We start from the raw sequence: 22,501 nt of genomic DNA, 5'->3' as shown, positions 1-22,501 counted from the left end.
GATATTAGAAGAAACATGATCATTCAATCGCTTCTCGACACGGACCTCTACAAGTTCACGATGCAGCAGTGCGTGCTGCATCAGTTCCCGGCTGCAGAGGTCGAGTATCGCTTCAAGTGCCGCACGCCCGACGTGGATCTGCGTCCGTGCATCGGCGAAATCAATGAGGCGCTCGATGCGCTCTGCGAGCTCTACTTCACCGAGGAAGAGCTTGACTACTTGGGGAAGCTGCGCTTCATCAAGTCCGACTACGTTGAGTTTCTGAGCCTCTTTCACCTCAAGCGCAAGTATGTCGAGGTGCGTCTCTCGGATGACTATCCCTGCGGCATCGACGTGCATATCAAGGGGCCGTGGCTGCACACGATTCTCTTTGAGATTCCCGTGCTCGCCATCATCAACGAGGTGTATTTCCGCAGAAATTACCCCGATCTCTCAGAGGACGAAGGGCTGCGCCGGCTTGACGAAAAGATCGGGCTGCTCTTGAGCGAACCCGATAACGACGAGCTTCGCATCTCCGACTACGGCACGCGCCGGCGCTTCTCGCGAGAGTGGCAGCGAAAGGTGATTTCGATCCTCAAGGACCGCTTGGGGCCGATGCTCTCGGGCACCTCGAACGTACTATTTGCGAAGGAGTTCGGTCTCATCCCCTTGGGGACCATGGCGCACGAATACCTGCAGGCCTGCCAGGCCTTGGGGCCGCGCCTTCGCGACAGCCAAGTGTTCGGCTTCGAGCAGTGGGCCAAAGAGTACCGCGGCGACCTCGGCATTGCGCTTTCGGATGTTTACGGGATGGAGCCCTTCCTGAAGGACTTCGACATGTACTTCTGCAAGCTCTTTGACGGGGCGCGCCACGACTCGGGCGATCCCTTCCTTTGGGGCGAGCGCATGATCGAGCACTGGCGGCTCAACAAGTGCGATCCGCACAGTAAGTCGCTCATCTTCTCGGACGCGCTTACGATTCCGCGTGTGATCGAGCTCTACCGGCGCTTCCGCGGCCGCGTGGGTCTGGGGTTCGGCATTGGAACGAATCTCATGAACGACCGCGGTCCGCGCCCCCTGAACGTCGTGATCAAGATGGTCAAGTGCGGCGGGCAACCTGTGGCGAAGATTTCCGACACGCCCGAAAAGGGCATGTGCGAGGACGAAGGCTATCTCCATTACCTGCGTCAGGTGTTCGGCATTCGCGAATCCTGATGCCGTTTCGATGCCCGCATTGCGGCTCAATACGCAGCCGCGTGCGGCGCTATCCGTCGAACGCTTGAGCGAGGCGCCGCTTTGTCGGCGCCTCGGCGTATCGATGAATCGGGCGGCCGTGCAGATTTCTCTAGGCGGAATCGCGCGGTGCTGCCGTGCCGTTTTAGAGCAGATAAGCGCAAAAATTGGGGATTTCCCGCCCGCTTTGCGGTTTTTCAGTGTATTTTCTGTTTTCGATGCCGCTTTGCCCTGTGTTTGGGCGAACTTGATCGTCTCGAAGACGATTCGGGCGATTTACGCATATCTTTTCGCTCGACATCGGAGGAAAATTAAAGTTTGGCATCGTTTTTACTCGCCGGCGCGCATCGGAAAGGCCGCGAGGTCGGCAGCGATCGGGGTTTCGACTCGGTGGCGGCGACTTCGGAAGAACGCAGCTCCTTCGGAGCCGCATCCCCTTTCCGACGCACACCCTCAAGCAAAAAGCGCCCGCCCGGTCGCCAGCGCGTTTCTCGCGTGCTCGGCGAGGGGCGGTCGCACATAAAAACTAGGAGACCGACAGTGTCTTTTTCCGTCATCCAGCGCCTGGCGCCCCTTGCTGTGCTCGGCGCGCTCTTTCCTGCAGCTGCCAATGCGGCGGGCCTCGACGGCGCGAGTCTTTCGCTCGGCTGGGCTATTCCGTTTGCCGGGATTCTGCTTTCGATTGCGCTCTGCCCGCTTTTTGTGCCGCACTTCTGGCACAACCATTTTGGCAAGGTGTCCGTTTTCTGGGCGCTCTGCTGCGGCGTGCCGCTTTGCGCGCTGATCGGCTTTGATGTCGGCCTTGATGCCATCATTCACGTGCTGCTTGCCGACTACGTGCCCTTCATCATCTTCGTCGGGGCGCTCTTCATTGTTGCGGGCGGCATTCACGTGCGCGGCACCTTCGTCGGGCACCCGATCGTCAACACGGCGTTCCTTGCCGTTGGTGCGGTGCTTGCGAATTTTATGGGCACGACGGGCGCGGCGATGCTTCTCATTCGTCCGCTTATTCACGCCAACGAAAACCGCAAGCGAAAGATGCAGACCTTCATCTTCTTCATCTTCCTTGTGGCCAACGTGGGCGGCGCGCTTACGCCTTTGGGCGACCCGCCTCTTTTCCTTGGGTTCCTGAAGGGCGTGGGCTTCTTCTGGACGACCGAGCATCTTCTGCTGCCGTGGCTCGTTACGGTGGCGATTCTGCTCGCGGTCTTTTTCGCGATCGACTCCGTCTGCTACAAGCGCGACGTTCGCGACGGCTTTGAGCCGCCCAAGACGAAGGAAAAGTTCGGTATCGACGGCGGCATCAACATCCTCTTCCTCGCCTTCATCATCGGCGCTGTGCTGATGTCGGGCTTCTGGAAGTCGGGCACCGAAATCACCGCCCTCGGCGTGCACTTCACGCTCGAGTCGCTCGCGCGCGACGCGATCTTCATCGTAACGGCGATTCTCTCGCTTTCCTTTACGGCGAAGGCCACGCGCGAAGCCAACCACTTCACGTGGGATCCGATTCTTGAAGTCGGCAAGCTCTTCTTCGGCATTTTCGTTTGCATCGTGCCGGTGCTCGAAATGCTGCGCGCCGGCCTCGACGGTCACTTCGCGCCGCTCGTCGCTCTCGTGACGAATGCCGACGGGACGTTCAACAACACGTTCTTCTTCTGGCTTACGGGCTCGCTCTCGGCGTTCCTCGACAATGCGCCGACCTATCTCGCGTTCTTCAATTTGGCCGGCGGCGATCCGACCCTCCTCATGACCGAAGACGCGCAGACCCTCATGGCGATCTCGATGGGGGCCGTCTTCATGGGCGCCGTTACCTATATCGGCAATGCGCCCAACTTCATGACGGTGTCGATCTGCCACGAACGCGGCATCAAGATGCCGACCTTCTTCGGCTATATGCTCTGGTCGGTCGGCATCCTCTTCCCGACGTTCTTCCTGATGGACATGATCTTCTTGACCTAAAGCGGTCGGGCAGAGATCAGCCTCAACGAGAAGCCTGCGGCTGCGGCCGCAGGCTGACGCCGAACGGTTTTCGCGCCGCGCTGTGCTTGAAGTAGAGCGCGTTCGGCACGAAGACCGTTCTTTTTTCTTCACGCGACTTGCCTGCCATGTCCCCGAGCTCACCGAAGTCTTCAAAGCGCGCCGCGCCGGCACCGAACGCCGAGCCGCTCGAACCGTCTGCGAGCGGCAGGCGCGAGGGTGCGTTCGCTTGGGCGCTGCCGTGGTTCGCGCCGGCGGCGTTGCTCGCGCTCTGGTGGATTGTGAGCGAACTCGGCCTTTTTCCCCCGATTCTGCTCCCGAGTCCGCAGGCGGTCTTTTCGCGTGCCTGGCAGCTTCTCGCTTCGGGCGAACTCTTCGAGCATGCGGCGACGTCCTTGGCGCGCGTCTTCGCGGGATTTTTGATTTCGTCCACGCTTGCGCTGGCTTGCGCTTTTCTGTTTCATGCGCTGCCGCGCGCCGAGCGGGCCGCGTCGCTCGTTTTTGAGGCGCTGCGCGTCGTGCCGCCGTTGTCGCTCGTGCCGCTTCTCATTCTGTGGCTCGGCATCGACGAAGCGCCCAAGCTCGCCATTGTGATCCTCGCGAGCTTTTTCCCGATTTACCTCTCGAGCTTTGATGCACTTCGTTCGACCGACCGCTCGTATGCGTCGCTCGCGCGGATTCTCGGTCTCTCGAGCGCCGAGCGGATTCGGCATGTACTGCTTCCCGGGGCCGCACCCGGCATTTTGACGGGGCTGCGGCTCGGCTTCGGCTACGCGTGGCGCGCGCTCGTCGGCGCCGAACTCATCGCGGCCGCTTCGGGCTTGGGCTACCTCATTGAAGACGCTTCGATGCTGGCGAAGACCGATATCGTGATGGTCGGGATCCTTTCGATTGCTGTGCTTGGGGTCGCCTGCGACGCACTCTTTCGCCGTGTACTCGAGCGGTTCCTGCCGGGGCGAAGCAGGAAAGCGGGCAAGCCGGTTACTTCGAAGGCAGCGTCAACGTCTGCGGCGGATCTTCGACGCGCGACGGCCGATGATGCGCAGCTGCCCGGCATCGATATTGCCCGCCTGCGCGCGGGCTACCCCGATGCGCAGGGCATTGTCGAGCGGCCGACGATCGACGGTCTTTCGCTCGCGCTGCGCCCGGGCACGATCACGGCGCTCTTGGGGCGCTCGGGGTGCGGCAAGACGACGCTTTTGAAGGTCATTGCGGGACTTCTTCCCGCTTCGGGCGGACGCGTGACCTTCTCGAGCGGGAAGCGACCGCTCCTCGGCATGGTCTTCCAAGCGCCGACGCTGCTGCCCTGGAAGACCGTACGCGAAAACGTGCGCTTGGCGCTCCTGGGCGAGCCCGTCTCGCAAGCCGACGCACGTGTTGACGAAGTGCTCGCACTTGTGGGGCTTCTTGCTCGCGCGGAGGATTATCCGCAGAATTTGTCGGGCGGGCAGCAGCAGCGCGTGGGCTTTGCGCGTGCTTTGGCTCGTTCGCCCAAGCTGCTCCTCATGGACGAGCCCTTCGGCGCGCTCGACGCCATCACGCGTTCCGAATTGCAGCGCGAAAGCATCCGCATCTTTGCTTCGACCCGCATGACGGTACTCATGATCACGCACGACGTGCGCGAAGCTGTCGCCATGGCCGACCGCATCGCGGTGATGGCCGAGGGCACAATCGCCGCATCGTTTGATCTCGAGATGCCGCAGCCGCGCCGCCTGACGGATCCGAAGGTCGCCGCGCTTGAAGAGCGTATCCTCGCCGAGCTCCTCTCCCGCTGAGCGGCGTCTCTCAGGTCGATAGGCCGGTTGCCTACCACCGCAGTGAGCGGCAAGAGCACTTCAAAAGACGTAGACCGCGCGACTCCTGCTCTCGGCGCTCGATCGGGAGAAATCGCGACCGTAAAATGAGCCGATGGTCCGCTTTCACGAGCGCTTGCCGAGGTCTTTCCTGCGTTTTTTTCTAGTGGCACCGCTGGCGCCGCCGGCGTCCGCGCAGCCGAACGCTCTCGGGCGGACCCGTCGCACAAGAGGGAAAAGAAAATGAATATGAAAATCAAGGCCGCGCTGGCGGCTTTCTGCTGCGCGGCTGCGGCTTTCGCGCAGGCGGCCGACATGCCCAAGGCCATTTCGATCACGTATGTCAAAGCACCCTTCAATCTGCAGAACATCGTGATGAAGGAGCGCGGCATGCTCGAAGAGGCCTTCAAGCAGGAAGGCGTCGAAATCAAGTGGCGCGTGATCAATTCGGGTGCCGTTCAGGGGCAGGCGATGGCTTCGGGCGATCTCGACTTTTCGGCCGTGATGAATACCGCGAGCCTTCTGATGGCTGCGGGTGCGGGCAATCCCATCGCAGTTGCGACGGGTGTGGCGCATCCGAAGGAAATCTTCGCGATCGTGGGGCGTCCGGGCGAGTCGCTCTCGGTGAAAGATTTGAAGGGTAAGCGCGTTGCCGGTCCCAAGGGTACGGTGCTTCATCAGCTCCTCGTTGCCTCGCTTCTGAAGGAAGGGATGTCGATCAACGACGTCGAATTCATCAACATGGATCCGGGCGCCGCGATGACGGCGGTTCTCTCGGGCAAGGTCGACGCGGGGCTGCTGGCAGCGAACCTCGTCATCAAGGCGCATGAAGCGGGCGCGAAGACCATCGCTACGTGCGAAGGCTATGTTGAGCCCAACCTCGTCATGACCGTTCGCAAGTCGTTTGCTCAAGACTATCCGGAAGCTTTCCGCAAGGTGGTCGAAGTCAACCGCGCGGCGCTTGAATGGATCCGAACGCATCAGGATGAAGCGCTTCAGATCGGCGCCAAAGCGCAGGGCGTGAGTATTGACGACGCCAAGAAGCTCTACGATTGGTCGAACTTCTACGACACGCTCACCGAAGCCGACATCAAGGGGCTCGAACTCGATCAGAAGTTCCTGATCGATAACGGCATGATGGAAAAGGCCGTTGATGTTCGTTCGCTCGTTCTGCCCGAAGCGATGAAGTAAAGTAAGTGAACACTTCCTCTGCGTGAGATTTCACTTGAAAGCCGAGGCCGCCTGTCGGTGACTTCGGCTTTTTGCTGCCCGCTTGCCGGCGCAACGACTCGCTGCGTGAAGGTCATTTTCGAGGCGTACGCCTTTAAGTGGCGTTTTCGAATGCGCTGATCGCCCGCTCGAGGTCGCTCTCGGGCTGACTCTGAATGATGGCCGCGAGCGGGTCTGCCGATGTTGATTGGCAAAGCCACTTGTGCCGACCGGCATAGCGCAGACCCATGTGCCAATGATCCATGGAGAGCAGCCGCCAGCAAATGTCGCTGCGCACGTCGTCTCGGGCGAGCCTTCGAACGCTGAAAAGGTTTTGGAATCGGACGGCGAGGCTCGCCATGCAGCGTTCGAGCGCCGGTGTATTTTCCGCACGGGCTTCTTCGAGAAGCACGTAGAGTGCATCGTTCCGCCAGGGGTCAGTTCCTTCGCCGTTTTTTCCCGGTACGCAGCCGACCTTGAGCCAGAGCGCGCTGAGGAACTTGTCGAGCCGCTTCAAAATGGCTTCGCGTTTTTCGGTCGGGACTTCCTGGCGAATTTGGAACAGCCAGATGCGATCGTCCATTTCGTCGGGCAGGAGCGTCTGCTTGAGCCGGGCCGAACGTATGGCCGCCTTCACCGAGAGGAGCAGCCGCTCGCCCGACAAGTCCGACGTGCCTGCGGCAAACGTTTTGGCGAGCGCGAGCAGTCGAGTAAAGAAAAGAGCTCGATCAGGCTCGGGTCGATCGGCTGCGTAGAAGACGCGTTTGGGTGAGCGATCGACAATCGCTTTGAGGTGGACTGCGGCGACGATTCGAGCAGCGTCGGGTATCGGCGTAAGTATTTCGTCCGCCTGGCGTTCGATGTCGTCGGGTTCGAGAGGCTCGTCGGCAGCGAGAAAGTCAAGTGTCCGATCAAAAAACACGGCGAGTGCCTTAAGGTCTGGGCGCAAGTGCTCGGGCACGAGCTGCTCGGCAGCCGAAGCAGGCAGCTGCCAGAGGATCGCGAGGCGCACTTCGTTTTCCGGCCGGTTGTGCCGCAGAAGATTCGCGGCGGTTGCGAGCACAATGTCGAGCGTGATGCGGTCGTAAGCACAGCCATCCTGCGGCAGATAAACGGCGGCAAGCGAGAGCGCTTGCGCAAGCGCGGGCATCTCAAGTGCGGAACGGTTTTCCATGCGCTTTCTCCTTTAGCATCGGTCGATTCGGGCGTTTCGCATGGCGATCCGGCTTCGTCGCGTTTGCAGATTGTCGTCGTCCGGTTCGTCGTCGATGTCGAAAGCCTCTTCATCGGTCTCATCCTCATCATCGAGGTCGATCCAATCCGCTACGCCTTCGTCGACTGCTTTTTCACTGCTTTCTTGGCCGGCGTGCTTCAGACGGCCGAGGAGCCACTCATGAAGGAGGCTTTCCGGGCAGATCGACAGCGTCTCGTTACGCACCTGCGGATCCGTGTCCGAGAGGAGACGACCGAGCCACACAAGAGCAAAAGGGCCTTTGAGCAGTTTGTCAAGGAACATGAGAAGGCGGTCGGGGTCGTCATTGAGAAAGCGCTCGAGTTCTGGCAGCGAAAGGTGCTTCGGGAGAACGATGAGACTTTCGCGGACGGCAGCGAGAGCATCGCGCGCGAAAAGTAATGCGGCTTCGGATTCTGGGTCGTCGACGGCACGCGCGGCCGTCATTCGAACGATCGGACTCGGGTCGCGCGATAGGAGAGAGCAAATTTCGTCAAGCCGTGCAGCACTGTCGATGCCGATGGCAGGAGCGCTCGACAAAAGACAGTCGTCGGCTCGTTTGTATGCGCTGATCAGAAACTTGACGGCGCTTGTGATCGAGCGCGGCGACCGAAGCTCAATTTCGACGGGCGCTTCTGCGTGGTTGATTCGGAGCCGGAAGGGCTCGGCCGCTTGACCTTCCTCTGCCGAAGCTGCGCATTTGCTTCGCGCTGACGTCAGGGCTTCTCTGCCTTCGGGTGTTCGTGCGATTGCGGCGGTTGCTTCGGCGTTCTCGAGAATCGTTTCGCGCACCATGGTCGAGCGGTCGCGGAGAAGCTTCAGGCGCGTTGCTGTCGAAAGCGGTCGTTCTGCTGCCAGTGCGCGCACTCGGTACGAAGCATTTCGTGCAAGCGCTTCCCAAAATGCTGTGCCTGCCATTTCTGTGCGAGAAGTGCTGTCGCGGCTCACCGCGCCGACGTTGCAAGCTTTCCAAGTCGAGTCTTCGAGCGGAAATTCGTTTAGGAGAAGCGTATCGAGTGCTTCTGGGCCGATGGCGACAGCAATGATGCCGTAGCGAAGTTCGGCGAGCGGGATGGGCTTTTTAAGGAGATTGCCGGTGATCTGCATGTCTCGATATCCTTGATTGATAAGGTTTTTCTAACAATCAATTTATCGAGCTATGCGACGGTTGTTGTCGCAAAGGGAACACGGCCTTCGGTGGGCTGCGTCTGGGAGCAAAAACCGCCCTAGCTTGCCGGAGAACTCGGGGTCAAATGGCTCAAAATCGAGCGCAATGTCAGAATTTCGAAAACAAAACCCCGCCAAACGAACAGTTTGACGGGGTTCCTAAAATCTGGCGGAAGGAGAGGGATTCGAACCCTCGATACGGAATTTCCGTATGCCGCCTTTCCAGGGCGGTACAATCAACCACTCTGCCATCCTTCCGTGGATGTTCTCAACCAAACGCTGCGTCCCGGGTGAAGGCTCACAGCGCGTCGGGATTCGATTGCCCCGAGCTGAGAGAAGCGAACTATATCAGAAAAAATCGAAAATGTCATCACCCTACTGATAAAAAATCAAAAAAATCGTCATGGCATTGAAGGTGTACTCATTCTGCTGCGAAGCGGGGCATTTTTTCGAAGGCTGGTTGCGCACCGATGCGGATTGGCAGACGGAAGCGCAGGCTGGCAGGCTTGCGTGTCCGGTGTGTGGATCGAGCGTACTCGAACGTCGACCCAATGCGCCGAATTTTTCGGCTGTGCGCGGCACCGTACGAACCGATACGAATAAAGATCTCTCAGACCGGCGAAAGCTCGAGCGCGAAAAGGCGCTGCAGGCAGCGCAGGGCGAAGCGATCCGAGCGATGCGCTCGATTGCCGCAAAGGCCGAAGATGTCGGAAAGCGCTTTCCCGACGAAGTTCGCGCCATGCGGGCGGGGAGCGCTCCCGACCGGCTTGTGAAGGGCATCTGTTCGCCCGAGGAGGCGCAGGCGCTTATCGAAGAAGGACACGAAGTCATGCCGCTGCCCGACTTCGCGAACACAGATAACTAAAGCACGCGGTGCGTCGAAAAGAGCGCCTTAAGCTAGACTTTCTCATTTAGGCACTGCTCGCGCAGGACGTGTCCGGGACAAAATTTTTCTCGGTTCGGCCGCGTCGCCCATCATCATCGGAAAAGACAAATGACTTCTCAGAACGCAACGCCGGCGCAGGACGAAACCCGCAGCGCCGAATTCAAGCCGCACGATCCGATTGACGTCACCGACCAGAACACGGTCTTTCTTGTGCTCGAAGAGCTCGGCATCGCGCACATGCAGCACGCGTGGCTCTCGACGCACTCGCCCGACCATGAAGACGCAGAGCAGGTGGCCGGTCAAGCGCGTGAATTCTTCCTCGACTGCTGCGCCATCCTCGGCGGGCATGTCGGCGCCGAGCGCGTCAAACCCAACGACTGGGCCGGCGCGAAGCTCGCCGCGCATCTGCGCGCCTCGATCCCCGAACTCATTGCCAAATTTGCCGAAAAGCCTGCCGCAGAGGCCGGTGACGAAGAGACGATTGCCTGTGCGCTCGCTGCGTACATGAAGTCGCTCGACAAGCTCTCGGCCAAGCAGGCCGAAGAGGCGGCCGCGGGGCGCGAATTCGGTCCGAAGCACTACATCGATCTTATGGCCGAATGGTCGGGGCTCTTATGCGGTCTCAAGGATAAATTGTCCTTAGATGACGCCTTTTTGCCTTAACCGTCGATAAATGCGCGGATTACCTCTTTTGGGTGTTTCGGAACTACTACCTTGCGCCTAAACTTTCGAATGTCCGAATACCCTCAGAAAGGCGGCCTTCGGGGCCGCTTTTTTCTCTTTGTCGGATGAGTTCGAAACGTGGAGAAGACGTGCCGGGACGCACCTCACTCGAGCGGGTGGGGGCGCCGTGGGCGCGTCTTCGGCGCGCGGCGGGCTCCAGCGGTCTTCGCCGGTTTTTTTGCATGCGGTCACTCCCGCGGGTAGAGAACGAACAGCGAAGGCATTCAACAACGAGGCGAACGAAGCGGCGGGCGCCCCACCCCGACCGAATCGTTCCCCGCGCGCACAACCCCTTTCGCGCCGTGCGCGTGCTCTCCCGTCGGGTATCTCTATGGAACCAGCTTCCGGCGTGAATGCGCTTACGATCGTCTTTGCGGCTCTCTGCGTATTCGCCATCGCCTATCGCTTCTACGGGCTTTTCATCGCTCAGAAAGTCCTCAATATCAACGCCGCGCGCGAAACGCCCGCCGTCAAATACGATGACGGCAAGGACTTCGTGCCGACCAACAAGTACGTGCTCTTCGGGCACCACTTCGCCGCCATCGCGGCCGCAGGTCCGCTTCTCGGGCCCGTTCTCGCTGCGCAGTTCGGCTATATGCCGGGGCTCCTCTGGATCCTGATCGGCTGCGTGCTCGCCGGCGGCGTGCACGACATGGTGGTGCTCTTCTGCTCGGTTCGCCACCGCGGCCGCTCGCTCGCCTACATCGCCTCGACCGAGATCGACCGCACGACGGGCTTCGTTGCCAGCTGGGCCGTGCTCGCGATTCTGATTCTCACGCTCGCCGGTCTTTCGATCGCCGTCGTGAACGCGATGCACAACTCGCTCTGGTCGACCTACACGGTTGCGGCGACGATTCCCATCGCGATCATCATGGGGCTTTACATGCAGGTCTGGCGCAAGGGCGACGTGAAGGGCGCAACGCTGATCGGCGTCGTGCTGCTCTTCCTCTGCATCCTGTCGGGCCCGTGGGTTGCCGCGCATCCGGAATACTTCGGCTGGCTCGATATCGATCGTCCGACGATGAGCCTTCTGATCCCGATCTACGGCTTCTTCGCCTCGGTCCTGCCGGTGTGGCTCCTGCTGCTGCCGCGCGACTACCTCTCGACCTTCCTTAAGATCGGTACGATTGCGGGTCTGGCGATCGGCATTGCGTTCGTGATGCCCAACTTCCAGATGCCCGCCTTCACGGACTTCATCTCGGGCGGCGGCCCGATCGTGGGCGGTCCGGTGATTCCGTTCATCTTCATCACGATCGCCTGCGGTGCGCTCTCGGGCTTCCATGCGCTCATCGGCACGGGCACGACCCCGAAGATGATCAGCAACGAACGCGATGTGCTCTTCGTAGGCTACGGCGCGATGCTGATGGAAGGCTTCGTTGCCGTGATGGCGCTCGTTGCTGCCTGCGTGCTCGTTCCGGCCGACTACTTCGCGATCAATGCGCCCGCGGAAAAGTTTGCTGCGCTCGGCATGGCCGTGCAGGAGCTGCCGCACCTTGAAGCGGAAGTCCAGGAAAGCCTGATGGCTCGTCCGGGCGGCTCCGTGTCGCTCGCCGTCGGCATGGCGCACATCTTCTCGCAGATTCCGTTCATGGAAAATCTGATGGCGTACTGGTATCACTTCGCCATCATGTTCGAAGCCGTCTTCATTCTGACGGCCGTTGACGCCGGCACCCGAGTCGGCCGCTTCTTCCTGCAGGAAATGGTCGGCAAGGTCATTCCGAAGTTCAACGACAAGGAATGGTGGCCCGGCATCGTCATCACGTCGATCATCTTCACCGGTTCGTGGGGCTACCTCGTTTATTCGGGCGACATCGGCTCGATCTGGCCGCTCTTCGGCATCTGCAATCAGCTGCTCGCGTCCGTGACGCTTCTGATCGGCACGACCGTGATCATTCGTCTCAATCACGCCAAGTACGCGTGGATGACGGGTGTTCCCGGCCTCTTCATGACGTGCATCACGTTCTGGGCCGGCATCTGGCTCATCATGAATCAGTACCTGCCCGCGAAGCAGTACCTCCTCGCGACGCTCTCTGTCGTCGTCATGGTGCTGATGCTCTTCGTGATCGCCGGCACGCTGCGCCGCTGGATTGCGCTCCTCGGCATCGAAGGCACGGTGCGCGATTCGCACGGCGTGGAAGTGAAGGCGCTCGTCGAGGAATAATCGACCTTTGCGTGCAGCCCGCAAGAAGCGGCCGGGCGTTCGGCTCGACCGCTTCACGCGCGGGCGTCATTCTGCGATGAAATGCAAGAACCGCTTTCGCCGCGGGCACGTTCCGCGGCCAAGCGGTTTTTTCTTCCATTAGAGTGGCCGTCTGCGTTCCGGGCAATGCGATCGAAAAGAAATCACGCTTCCCCAAAGCGCGGGGGACGCCGCAGGCCTTATCATCACGGTCGTCATCCGAGCCCGAGGCTCGGATTTTTAATTTTCTCAGTTCAGCTTTTTCAGCTCACAGGTAAAGGCTATGGCGCAGTACAACCAGTACGAGACGCTCCTTCGGGACGTCTTCGAGCACGGCGTGCATAAGTCCGACCGTACTGGCACCGGTACGCGCTCGGTTTTCGGCAGACAGATCCGCTTCGATTTGTCGGAAGGCTTCCCCCTCGTCACGACGAAGAAGCTTCACACGCGCTCGATCATTCACGAACTGCTTTGGTTCCTCTCGGGGTCGACCAACATCGGGTACCTCCACGACAACGGCGTGACGATCTGGGACGAGTGGGCCGACGAAAACGGCGACCTCGGGCCCGTCTACGGTCACCAGTGGCGTCACTGGCGCCGTCCCGACGGCACCGAAGTCGACCAGATCGCCGAGCTTGTCGAAACGATCAAGCGCTCGCCCGACAGCCGCCGCATGATCGTCTGTGCTTGGAATCCGGGCGAGATCGGTCAGATGGCGCTGCCGCCCTGCCATTGTCTTTGGCAGACGTACGTGGCCGACGGGAAGCTCTCCTGCCAGCTCTATCAGCGCAGCTGCGACCTCTTCCTCGGGGTGCCCTTCAATATTGCGAGCTATTCGCTGCTCACGCATATGCTTGCGCAGCAGTGCGGGCTTGAACCCGGCGAATTCGTCTGGACGGGCGGCGACGTGCACATCTACGACAACCATGTCGAGCAGGTCGAGCTGCAGCTCTCGCGTGAGCCGCGTCCCTATCCGACGCTTCGCATTGCGCGTAAGCCCGATTCGATCTTCGACTACAAGTACGAAGACTTTTCCTTCGAGGGCTACGAACCGTGGCCCGCGATCAAGGCGCCCGTGGCGGTCTGACGGGAGCCTCAAGCATGATCGAACTCATTGCCGCGTGCGCCAAGAACGGCGTGATCGGTGCGAACAACAAGCTTCTCTGGCGTATTCCAGAAGACTTCGCTTTTTTCAAGGCGACGACGATGGGCACGCCCGTCATCATGGGCCGCAAGACCTGGGAGTCGATCGGCAGAGCGCTCCCGGGGCGCCTCAACATTGTCATCACGCGCAGCCGAACCTACGAAGCCAAGGGTGCGCTTCGCGTCGGAAGCTTGAACGAGGCGCTGGAGGCGGCTCAAGCCTCGGGCGCGGCACGCATCTGCGTGATCGGGGGCGAGCAGATCTATCGTCAGGCGCTCCCCCTTGCAGACCGCATTTGGATCACGCTGCTCGACAAGTCGTTCGAGGGCGACGCGCGCTTCCCAACGATTCCTGCGGCGCGTTTCCGCAAGATGCGCTTCCGCACGCTCGAACCCACCGAAAAGCGTCCCTACCGCGTGGATTTTCTCCGTTACGATCGACGCTGAAAACGCCGTAGTACAACGCGTCAATATGCCTCCGATCGGGGTGCAAAAACGCTCGTTTTTTCGAAAAGATGAGGATCATTTTCGGGAAATCGGGCGTTTTTCTTTGACAGAATCGGCGTTGAGAAAAAGCAAGAAGTTTAAAATTTCCGAACAACTATTAATAAAATACGAACAATTGAAATTTCGCTGCCGGCGACGTTTTTTGCTCGAAATTCAAGGGGTTTCGAAAAGTTATCCCCAATTTGAAACACGGTTCTCAAAGGGGGCGAAGTGCGGGCAAAACCCGTTTCCCGAAAAGCGAATTGACTAGAGCGAGTAACTTGTTCGGTTGGAAAAGCGGTACTGGCTGCCGGGGTGTTGGTATGGGGTTCGCACACGAGTTTTCCACAGAAACTGTGAATAACTTGGTGGAAATATGTGGAGAATATGACGGTTCCTAAATGAATCAATCACTTAGGCTATTGCTTAAATTTTAAGCAAAACATACTCTTCATGGGGTAGGGTGGTATCCCTAGGGGATTCTTCTCGAATTTCCGAAAAAATTGATCCTCTTCTCGGCGCGATTTGAGAAGTGTTTTTTGGCCTGTCAATTCCCTGGCGCAGCTTCAATTTTTCACTTTGAAGAAGCAAGATGCTCTATCGGAACCTTCAGCACACGGACGGGACGACTTCGTCTGCGCTCGGTCGAAAGAGTCGTGCGGAGAGTCCGTCGAGAAGAAGAGGCGAGAAACCTTCAAGGCGGAGAACCTTTCGCGTCCAAGCCTCGGGGCTTTCGATTTCGAGCAGGGACCAGCCGCAACGCTCGGCTTTTTGGCGAACAGTTCGGTGTTCGGCCAAGCAGTCGTCGACGACCCCGGTCTCTGCGGCAACAAGGCGCTTTTCTACAGCGTTTTCCAGGCAGGCGATTCTGTCGATGTTTTCGCGAATATACGCATCCGTGAAGACGATGGCGATGCGAGCAACTTTGCCTGGGAAGGCGGCGTCGAGTTCGGCAGGGCCTTCAAAAGGCATGTGCACGCCTTCGAAGACAACGGTCTGGTCGTTTTCAAGCGCCGTGCGGGCAACTTCTCGAACGATCGGCCAGAGGCGCGCTTCGATGCACGCATCGTCTTCAGGCGTGAGGTCCGAAAAGAGCGGGGACTTCGATCGAAGAAGTCCCATTTTGAGGAGGTCGAGCGAGAAGACGGCGGCACCGCATCGGCGGGCGAGGGCAGCTGCTAAGCACGACTTCCCTGCGTGAGAAGCGCCTTGGACGAAGAGAACCATGGTCGACGCGCGTGAAAAAAAGGAGAGCACAAAAAAAGAAATCCCGGACGCCGACGGAGCGTTCGGGAAAACTTTGGTGCGCCAGGCAGGATTCGAACCCACGACCCCCTGGTTCGTAGCCAGGTACTCTATCCAACTGAGCTACTGGCGCACTTTTTTGATGCGCTTGCGAAAATCGATTGGCGCGCCAGGCAGGATTCGAACCCACGACCCCCTGGTTCGTAGCCAGGTACTCTATCCAACTGAGCTACTGGCGCGCTATCAAAATCGCAGAAGCAGAATATTACGCGAACTTTTCTAAAAAAGCAAGACCCCTCGAAAAAAAATCTTCTGCTCCGCTTTTTTGCCGGAGAGAGGCGCGCAGCCGATCGGACATGACGCCTCATTCAAGCGAGTCGTTCGTGGCAGCGTTATTGCCGTCCGAGCGGTGCTTTTCCTTGCGACGAGCGTCCTGCCCGAGCGAAAGCAGCACGACATTGGCGACGACGAGCGCAATGCCGAGGAGCTGCACGGCACCGAGCCGGTCGCCGAGAAGCACGACCGAAAAGAGGAAGGCCGAGAGTGGCTCAAGGCAGTTGAGCAGACCTGCAGCTACAGGCGAAATGTACTTAAGTCCGCTCATGAAGCACCAGAAGGCGATGACGGTGCCGAAAACGACGATGAAGCCGAAGGAGAAGGCGGCATCGAGCGACCAGGCGACTTCGATGGTCCAAGGAGGTGAAAAGACGCTCGCAAAAATGCCGCCCGAGAGGATTCCCCAGGCAACGACGGGCGTCACGCTCACGGCCTTGATGGCGCGTATGGGCTGAATGCTGTAGGCCGCGGCAAAGATCGCGGAAACGAGGCCCCAGAGGAGTGCCAGGGGCGAAAATTTGAGCGCGGAAAAGTCGCCGTCCGTCACGATCAAGAGGACGCCCGAAGCGGCCAGGAGAAAGCAGGCCGCCTCCAGACGTCCCACCGGTTCCTTCTTCGCAAAGGCGTACCAGAGCGCCGCAAAGAGCGGCACGGTTGTGAGCAGAATCGCGCCCGTACCCGCATTCGAGTAGTAGATCGAACCGAAGAACGTGTAGTGCGCGAGAAAGACGAAGGCGCCGCTCAGGAAAATATCGAGCGCAATTCGCGGCTGCTTGAATATCCCGAACGTTTGGGCCGGTGAAATGAGCGCGGAGACGGCGACGAAGAGCCCTCCGGCCGTGAGCTGTCGGAAGGTCACGAGCCCGAGCGGCGTGAAGCCGATATCGAGCGCATAGAGGTGCTGCACGCTTGTGCCCATGCCGCCCCAAAGGATGCCGGCGGCAGCAACGAGGAGAACGCCTTTCAGAAAGTGTTCGGATGTCTTCATAGCGCACCGAAGAAAAAAATCCGGACGAAGGTCGTTCGTCCGGATGGGATGAGGCATTTGGGCGCAAACCGCACGCGCCCGAGACTGCCCGAGCGCGCAGGGCGGTTCACGCAGTCGGTCAGTCCCGCTTGCGGCGAATGGTCGCGGCGAACCATGTTCGGCCGTCACGCTCGAAGGCGTTTTGGCCTAGAAGTTCGTGGCCCGTTTGACGACAGAATTCCGCGAGATCCGCTTCGCTGTGCGGATCAGTCGATTCAACCCGGAGCACATCGCCCGCGGCGAGCTTGGCGAGCGCCTTTTTGGCGCGCAGCACGGGCATCGGGCAGACGGCATCGGGGAGCGCAAGCACTTCGATCGGTTCGAGGTTTTCGGTCGTCATAACGCGTCCATTCTCCGTTGTCGGTTTATGCCAGCTTTTCGGCAACCCAGGCTTCGACGCTCGCGAGCACGGCATCGATATTGGAGGCGTCGTGAGCGCCCGCCATCGCCATGTCGGGCTTGCCGCCGCCCTTGCCGCCCATCTGCTGCGCGGCAAAGTTGACGAGTTCGCCCGCCTTGATGCGGCCGATGAGGTCCTTCGTAACGCCGGCGGCGAGCTGCACGCGGCCTTCGGCGCCGACGGCGGCGAGAAGCGCAACGGCGCTGCCGAGCTTGTCCTTGACCTTGTCCATCGTTTCGCGAAGGGCCTTGGCATCCGCGCCGTCCATGCGGGCAACGAGGAGCTTGACGCCGGCGACGTCGCGCGCCTGTTCGACGAGCTGATCGCCGACCTTGGAGGCCATCTGGCTCTTCAGTTGATCGATGCCCTTTTCAAGGGTCTTGACCGTCGAGATAAGGTCGCCCACCTTCTTCGGCACTTCGCTGCCCGGCACCTTGAAGTAGCGAGCCGTTTCGTTGAGGTAGCCCGCCTGGGTCTGGACCCAGTTGAGGGCGTTCATGCCGGTGACGGCTTCGATGCGGCGGATGCCGGCGGCGATGCCGCCTTCGGAGACGATCTTGAAAAAGCCGATGTCGCCCGTGCGAGCCACGTGCGTGCCGCCGCAGAATTCGACGGCGTTGCCGATCGTGAGAACGCGCACCGTTTCACCGTAGCGTTCGCCAAAGAGCATGACGGCGCCCGTCTTCTTGGCTTCTTCGATCGGCAGCACCTGCGTGACGACGTCGACGTTGCGAAGGATCTGGGCGTTCACGAGGCGTTCGACCTCGGCGATTTCTGCTTCGGTGACGGGCTTGCTGTAAGAGAAGTCAAAGCGCGTGGCTTCGGGCGTCACGAGCGAGCCCTTCTGCTGAACCTGGTCGCCCAAGACCGTGCGGAGGGCCTTGTGCATGAGGTGCGTCACGGAGTGGTTGCGCTGCGTGGCGGCGCGGCGTTCTTCGTCAACGCGCAGGTCGAACTTGTCGCCCACGCTGACGCCGCCTTCGGCGACGCGGCACTGGTGTCCCGTCACGGCCGCCTTGATGCGGAAGGTGTCCATGACGTTGAGAATCGTCGTGTCGTTCGCGGCGCGGCCGGTGTCGCCCACCTGACCGCCCGATTCGGCGTAGAAGGGCGTGCGGTCGAAGACGACGACGCATTCGGCGCCGGCGTCGGCATGTTCGGTCTGTTCGCCGTCGACGTAGAGCGCGATCACTTCGGCGCCCTTTTCTTCGAGCGATTCGTAGCCCGTGAAGACGGTTTCAGCGCCCGTGTACTCGAGGCCCGCAGCCATCTTGAACTTGGCATTGGCGCGCGCGGCGGCACGCTGCTCTTCCATGTGGCGGTCGAAGGCGTCGGTGTCAACCGTGAGGCCGCGTTCGCGGCAGACGTCGGCCGTGAGGTCCGCCGGGAAACCGTACGTGTCGTGGAGCTTAAAGACGACGCTGCCGTCGAGGACGCCGTCGGTCGTCTTGGCGATCGCGTCTTCGAGGATTTCCATGCCCTTGCTGAGCGTCGTGAGGAAGCGGCGTTCTTCGGCTTCGATCACCTTGGCGATTTCCGGATTGCGAAGTTCCGGATAGGCTTCGCCCATTTCCTTTTCAACGGCGGCGACGAGCTTATAGAAGAACGGGCCGCGGGCGCCGAGCTTGTAGCCGTGACGGATCGCACGGCGGCAGATGCGGCGCAGCACGTAGGCTCGGCCTTCGTTGCCCGGGACGACGCCGTCGGCCACGCAGAAGGCGCACGCGCGGATGTGGTCGGCAATCACCTTGAGCGAGGGCGACGTTTCGTCAACGGGCGTTTCCGAAACGGACTCGACGGCGGCCTTCGCGGCGGCAAGAAGGTTCTTGAAGAGGTCGATTTCGTAGTTGCTGTGAACGCCCTGCAGAACGGCGGCAATGCGCTCGAGCCCCATGCCCGTGTCGATCGAGGGGTGCGGCAGCTTATTCATATTGCCCTTCTCGTCGCGCGAGAACTGCATGAAGACGAGGTTCCAGATTTCGATGTAGCGGTCGCCGTCCTCGTCGGGGCTCCCCGGAGGGCCGCCCTGCACGGAGGGACCGTGGTCGTAGAAGATTTCCGAGCAGGGACCGCACGGGCCCGTGTCGCCCATCATCCAGAAGTTGTCGGACATGTAGCGCGCGCCCTTGTTGTCGCCGATGCGCACGATGCGCTCGGCAGGAACGCCCACTTCCTTATTCCAGATGTCGTAGGCTTCGTCGTCTTCGGCATAGACCGTGACCCAAAGCTTTTCGGCGGGCAGATGGAAGTGCTGCGTGAGGAGCTCCCACGCATACTTGATCGCGTCGTGCTTGAAGTAGTCGCCGAACGAGAAGTTCCCGAGCATCTCGAAGAACGTGTGGTGGCGCGCCGTGTAGCCGACGTTGTCAAGGTCGTTGTGCTTGCCGCCGGCGCGGATGCACTTCTGCGAGGTCGTCGCGCGCGAATAGGCGCGCTTGTCGAACCCGAGGAACACGTCCTTGAACTGGTTCATGCCGGCGTTCGTGAAGAGGAGCGTCGGGTCGTTGCCCGGGACGACCGGGCTCGAATGAATGATCGTGTGACCTTTGCTGGCGTAAAAGTCCAGGAAGGTTCGTCGAATGTCAGCGACTTTCATTGTTGGCTTACGGTTGAGTATTGAATTCGAAATTTGGGCGTGCGCGGCGCAGGCGTCGTGCGTTCTGGCGAAATGTCGCGATTCGGCTTGGACGAAGGCCGGTGCAGGCGCGCTCGAAACCTCTTATTTTAGTCTTCGCGCGAGGCGACGGGCGGAAAACCGAATTTGGCGCGCTTTGGCGCCAAAGGCGCCTTCGGCGCATCGCGCGAGGAACGAAAAAGCCCGCTTCCCGACTGGGAAAGCGGGCCGGTTGAGGTGAAGCGTCCCCAAGCGTTATGCAATGCGCGAGTAGCCGCCAGCGCGGTCGGATTCTCGCAGATAACGGTCGAACTGCATCGCGACGGCGCGCACGAAGATCTTGCCCTTCGGCGAGACGACGAGGCGGTCCGGGTAGAGTTCGACGAGTTCGTGCTTGACGTAGGGCTTCATCTTCGAGAGTTCATAGGCAAACGTTTCGTCGAAGTTGATGCCGAAGCGCTCTTCGACGTCGCGCTTGCGCAGCTCGAAGTTGCACATGATCTGCATGATGACGAAGCGGCGCATGAGATCGTCGTCATTGAGGAGGTAGCCGCGGTTCGTTGCGAGCTTGCCGGCGTTGATCGCGGCGTACCAGTCGTCGAGTTCCCGCGGATTGCACGCGTACGCGGCGCCGATCTTCGAGATGCCCGAGACGCCGAGCGCAACCATGTCGCAGTCGGCCTTGGTCGAGTAGCCCTGGAAGTTGCGCTGCAGCGACCCTTCGACCTGCGCGCGCGAGAGTTCGTCGTCGTGCTTGGCGAAGTGGTCCATGCCGATGTAGCGGTAGCCGTTCGCGGTCAAGCGCGTGATCGCGTCGAACATGATGTTGACCTTCTCGACCGTGCCCGGGAGATCGGCGGGAAGAATGCGGCGCTGAGCTTTGAAGTGGTTGGGCAGGTGCGCGTAGTGGTAGAGCGCGATGCGGTCGGGCGAAAGCTCGAGCACCTTGTCAATCGTTTCGGCAAAGGAGGCGCGCGTCTGCTTGGGCAGCCCGTAGATGAGGTCCATGTTGACCGAATGGAAGCCGTTTTCGCGAGCCGCATCGATCGTCGCCTTCGTCATTTCGAAAGGCTGGATGCGGTTGATCGCCTTCTGGACGTCGGGGTTGAAGTCCTGAACGCCGCAGCTCATGCGGTTGAGGCCGATTTCGCGGAGCTTCTTCACCTTGTCCGGACCGCACGTGCGCGGGTCGACTTCGATCGAAAATTCGCCGTCGGCCTCCAGCGGGAAGCGGTCCGTGAGAGTCTTCATGAGATGCTCGAGCTCGTCATTCGTGAGGAAGGTCGGCGTGCCGCCGCCAAAGTGCAGCTGCTCGAGCGTCTTCGTGCCCGTGAGGTGCGCCTTCACGAGGTCTGCTTCGCGCCCGAGTGCTTCGATGTATTCGGCGCTCTTGCCGTGGTCGCGCGTCACGATCTTGTTGCAGCCGCAGTAGTAGCAGACATCGTTGCAGAACGGCACGTGCACGTAGAGCGAGAGCTTCGAGGGCTCCTTTTCGTCAGCGCGGCCGGCGAGCGCCTTTTCGTAGTCGGCAACGCCGAAGCCCGCATGAAAGCGGTCGGCCGTCGGATAGGACGTGTAGCGGGGCGCAGGCACGTCGAATTTGCGGAGCAGATCCATTTCCGGCAGCTCGACGCCGCTCGTTTCGGGAGATGTCATGTTTGGGGCCTCTATGACTTAAGTTAAGGATCCTGATATTATTCGTGAAGCGTGTTCGCCTTTGTTGACTGTAGTCAACGCGCGAGGCGGACTTCTCGGCGGTTTTTCCCGCCTTTTTTCGCTACGACGTTCAAGATTTCACTGACCGGAAATTCTAGGCGTCGGAAATTATTTTTAGATTAGCAGGCGCTTTTGCGCCGTCTGGCGGGCGTTTTCGAAGCGCTTGAGGCGGGTGCAAGGGCGGCTGCTGGCGGAACGTCCAGCCGCTTCGCATGCGCATTTGAACATTTCGCGCGGCGAAGCGAGCTTCTTTTGCCGACGCGCACATACGCACGAAGGCCAAAGACGTCAGAAGGAGAAAAAGGGTGATCAACCTTTCAGCGCTTCGCGTAGCGTGCTCGAACTGCAATCTCCGGGAGGCTTGCATGCCGACCGGCCGCACGCTCAAGGAGATCGAACGGCTCGAGGATCTCGTCGCAACGCGGCGCCGCATCAAGCGCGGCGAGGCGCTTTTCCGTGCGGGCGACCGCTTTGAAAATCTCTATCCGGTTCGACTCGGCTTTTTGAAGAGCACCGTCATGAGCAGCGACGGCCGCGAGCAGGTCACGAACTTCTACATGGCAGGCGAAATGATCGGCTTTGACGGCATTTCGAGCGGCGTGCACTCGTGCGACGTTATCGCGCTCGAAGACACCGAAGTCTGCGTGATTCCGTACGACCGTCTCGAAGATGCAGCCACCTCGATGCGCAGCATGGGCTCGCACGTCTTCAAGATGCTTTCGCGCGAAATCGTCCGCCAGCACGGCGTGATGCTGCTTCTCGGTTCCATGCATGCCGAAGAGCGTCTCGCGGCTTTCCTCCTTTCGCTCTCGCAGCGCTTTGAAAAGCGCGGCTACTCGCGCTCTGAATTCGTGCTTCGCATGACACGCGCGGAGATTGGCTCGTACTTGGGGCTCAAGCTCGAAACCGTGAGCCGCGTTCTGTCGCGCTTCTCGCACGACGGCCTCATTGAAGTCAACCAGAAGCACGTGCGCATCTTTAACCCTGAGGGGTTGCGCTCGATCGTTTCGGGTGTGCCGCTCTCCGTAGTAGAGGCTTCCCTCAAGGAAAGCTGAGAAGCGTGAAAGACATGCCGGCCGATCGGGACGATCGGACGAAGCGCTCAATTGAGCCCGGCAGCTCGAAGATATGAAAAAGCCCGAACGCGAAAACCGTTC

At 60.2% G+C, this 22,501-nt stretch carries 17 protein-coding genes and 3 tRNA genes; 10 read left to right on the top strand and 10 right to left on the bottom strand.

Annotated features, from left to right (window positions below):
- Positions 1-15: 15 nt before the first annotated feature.
- From pncB to H6A60_RS02785, 4 genes are all read left to right on the top strand, one after another.
- Positions 16-1,194, top strand: coding sequence for a nicotinate phosphoribosyltransferase (pncB, locus tag H6A60_RS02800; RefSeq protein ID WP_205101903.1), 1,179 nt, complete (start codon positions 16-18; stop codon positions 1,192-1,194).
- A gap of 558 nt (positions 1,195-1,752) precedes the next feature.
- Positions 1,753-3,171, top strand: coding sequence for a sodium:proton antiporter (locus tag H6A60_RS02795; protein WP_205101902.1), 1,419 nt, complete (start codon positions 1,753-1,755; stop codon positions 3,169-3,171).
- A gap of 146 nt (positions 3,172-3,317) precedes the next feature.
- Complete coding sequence (locus H6A60_RS02790) at positions 3,318-4,964, top strand: ATP-binding cassette domain-containing protein (protein ID WP_205101901.1); 1,647 nt, start codon at positions 3,318-3,320, stop codon at positions 4,962-4,964.
- Between the two features lie 261 nt (positions 4,965-5,225).
- Complete coding sequence (locus H6A60_RS02785; RefSeq protein WP_239477544.1) at positions 5,226-6,173, top strand: ABC transporter substrate-binding protein; 948 nt, start codon at positions 5,226-5,228, stop codon at positions 6,171-6,173.
- Positions 6,174-6,306: 133 nt separating this feature from the next.
- On the opposite strand, the gene H6A60_RS02780 is transcribed toward H6A60_RS02785, so the two are convergent.
- The 3 genes from H6A60_RS02780 to H6A60_RS02770 form a co-directional block, all read right to left on the bottom strand.
- A complete protein-coding gene (locus tag H6A60_RS02780) occupies positions 6,307-7,365 on the bottom strand; it encodes a hypothetical protein (protein WP_205101900.1) in 1,059 nt (352 codons plus the stop codon).
- Between the two features lie 12 nt (positions 7,366-7,377).
- Positions 7,378-8,529 (bottom strand): hypothetical protein, encoded by a 1,152-nt coding sequence (locus tag H6A60_RS02775; RefSeq protein ID WP_205101899.1) that lies wholly within the window; start codon positions 8,527-8,529, stop codon positions 7,378-7,380.
- Positions 8,530-8,756: 227 nt separating this feature from the next.
- Positions 8,757-8,847, bottom strand: a tRNA-Ser gene (locus H6A60_RS02770).
- A 145-nt stretch (positions 8,848-8,992) separates the two neighbouring features.
- Here H6A60_RS02770 and H6A60_RS02765 point away from each other — a divergent pair.
- From H6A60_RS02765 to H6A60_RS02745, 5 genes are all read left to right on the top strand, one after another.
- Positions 8,993-9,454, top strand: coding sequence for a DUF1178 family protein (locus H6A60_RS02765; RefSeq protein ID WP_205101898.1), 462 nt, complete (start codon positions 8,993-8,995; stop codon positions 9,452-9,454).
- A 129-nt stretch (positions 9,455-9,583) separates the two neighbouring features.
- The gene (locus tag H6A60_RS02760) at positions 9,584-10,138 is read left to right on the top strand and encodes a hypothetical protein (RefSeq protein WP_205101897.1); all 555 of its coding nucleotides are present in this window, start codon (positions 9,584-9,586) and stop codon (positions 10,136-10,138) included.
- A 391-nt stretch (positions 10,139-10,529) separates the two neighbouring features.
- Positions 10,530-12,359: a carbon starvation CstA family protein gene (locus tag H6A60_RS02755; protein ID WP_239477543.1), complete on the top strand. Its 1,830-nt coding sequence runs from the start codon at positions 10,530-10,532 to the stop codon at positions 12,357-12,359.
- A gap of 301 nt (positions 12,360-12,660) precedes the next feature.
- A complete protein-coding gene (locus tag H6A60_RS02750) occupies positions 12,661-13,464 on the top strand; it encodes a thymidylate synthase (RefSeq protein WP_205101896.1) in 804 nt (267 codons plus the stop codon).
- A gap of 14 nt (positions 13,465-13,478) precedes the next feature.
- Positions 13,479-13,967, top strand: a complete 489-nt coding sequence (locus H6A60_RS02745) for a dihydrofolate reductase (RefSeq protein ID WP_205101895.1) — start codon at positions 13,479-13,481, stop codon at positions 13,965-13,967.
- Between the two features lie 648 nt (positions 13,968-14,615).
- On the opposite strand, the gene H6A60_RS02740 is transcribed toward H6A60_RS02745, so the two are convergent.
- The 7 genes from H6A60_RS02740 to hemN all read right to left on the bottom strand — a co-directional run bounded on the left by H6A60_RS02740 (position 14,616) and on the right by hemN (position 21,284).
- Positions 14,616-15,233 (bottom strand): P-loop nucleotide/nucleoside kinase family protein, encoded by a 618-nt coding sequence (locus H6A60_RS02740; protein ID WP_205101894.1) that lies wholly within the window; start codon positions 15,231-15,233, stop codon positions 14,616-14,618.
- Positions 15,234-15,307: 74 nt separating this feature from the next.
- A tRNA-Arg gene (locus tag H6A60_RS02735) sits at positions 15,308-15,384 on the bottom strand.
- Between the two features lie 29 nt (positions 15,385-15,413).
- A tRNA-Arg gene (locus tag H6A60_RS02730) sits at positions 15,414-15,490 on the bottom strand.
- A 125-nt stretch (positions 15,491-15,615) separates the two neighbouring features.
- Positions 15,616-16,575 (bottom strand): DMT family transporter, encoded by a 960-nt coding sequence (locus H6A60_RS02725; protein ID WP_205101893.1) that lies wholly within the window; start codon positions 16,573-16,575, stop codon positions 15,616-15,618.
- Between the two features lie 118 nt (positions 16,576-16,693).
- Positions 16,694-16,954: a sulfurtransferase TusA family protein gene (locus tag H6A60_RS02720; RefSeq protein ID WP_205101892.1), complete on the bottom strand. Its 261-nt coding sequence runs from the start codon at positions 16,952-16,954 to the stop codon at positions 16,694-16,696.
- Positions 16,955-16,979: 25 nt separating this feature from the next.
- Positions 16,980-19,610 carry an alanine--tRNA ligase gene (alaS, locus tag H6A60_RS02715; protein ID WP_205101891.1) on the bottom strand — a complete coding sequence of 877 codons (2,631 nt, stop codon included), beginning with the start codon at positions 19,608-19,610 and terminating at the stop codon, positions 16,980-16,982.
- Positions 19,611-19,883: 273 nt separating this feature from the next.
- On the bottom strand, positions 19,884-21,284 hold the full coding sequence (gene hemN / locus H6A60_RS02710) for an oxygen-independent coproporphyrinogen III oxidase (RefSeq protein ID WP_205101890.1): 1,401 nt from the start codon (positions 21,282-21,284) through the stop codon (positions 19,884-19,886).
- Positions 21,285-21,652: 368 nt separating this feature from the next.
- Here hemN and H6A60_RS02705 point away from each other — a divergent pair, with 368 nt between their 5' ends.
- Complete coding sequence (locus H6A60_RS02705) at positions 21,653-22,399, top strand: helix-turn-helix domain-containing protein (RefSeq protein ID WP_205102011.1); 747 nt, start codon at positions 21,653-21,655, stop codon at positions 22,397-22,399.
- The last annotated feature ends 102 nt before the right edge of the window (positions 22,400-22,501 follow it).

Source organism: Sutterella massiliensis, from assembly GCF_016899755.1.
Classification (GTDB): domain Bacteria; phylum Pseudomonadota; class Gammaproteobacteria; order Burkholderiales; family Burkholderiaceae_F; genus Sutterella; species Sutterella massiliensis.
The sequence above is the reverse complement of the archived record's forward strand: the minus strand, read 5'-3'. Positions and strand labels throughout refer to the sequence as shown.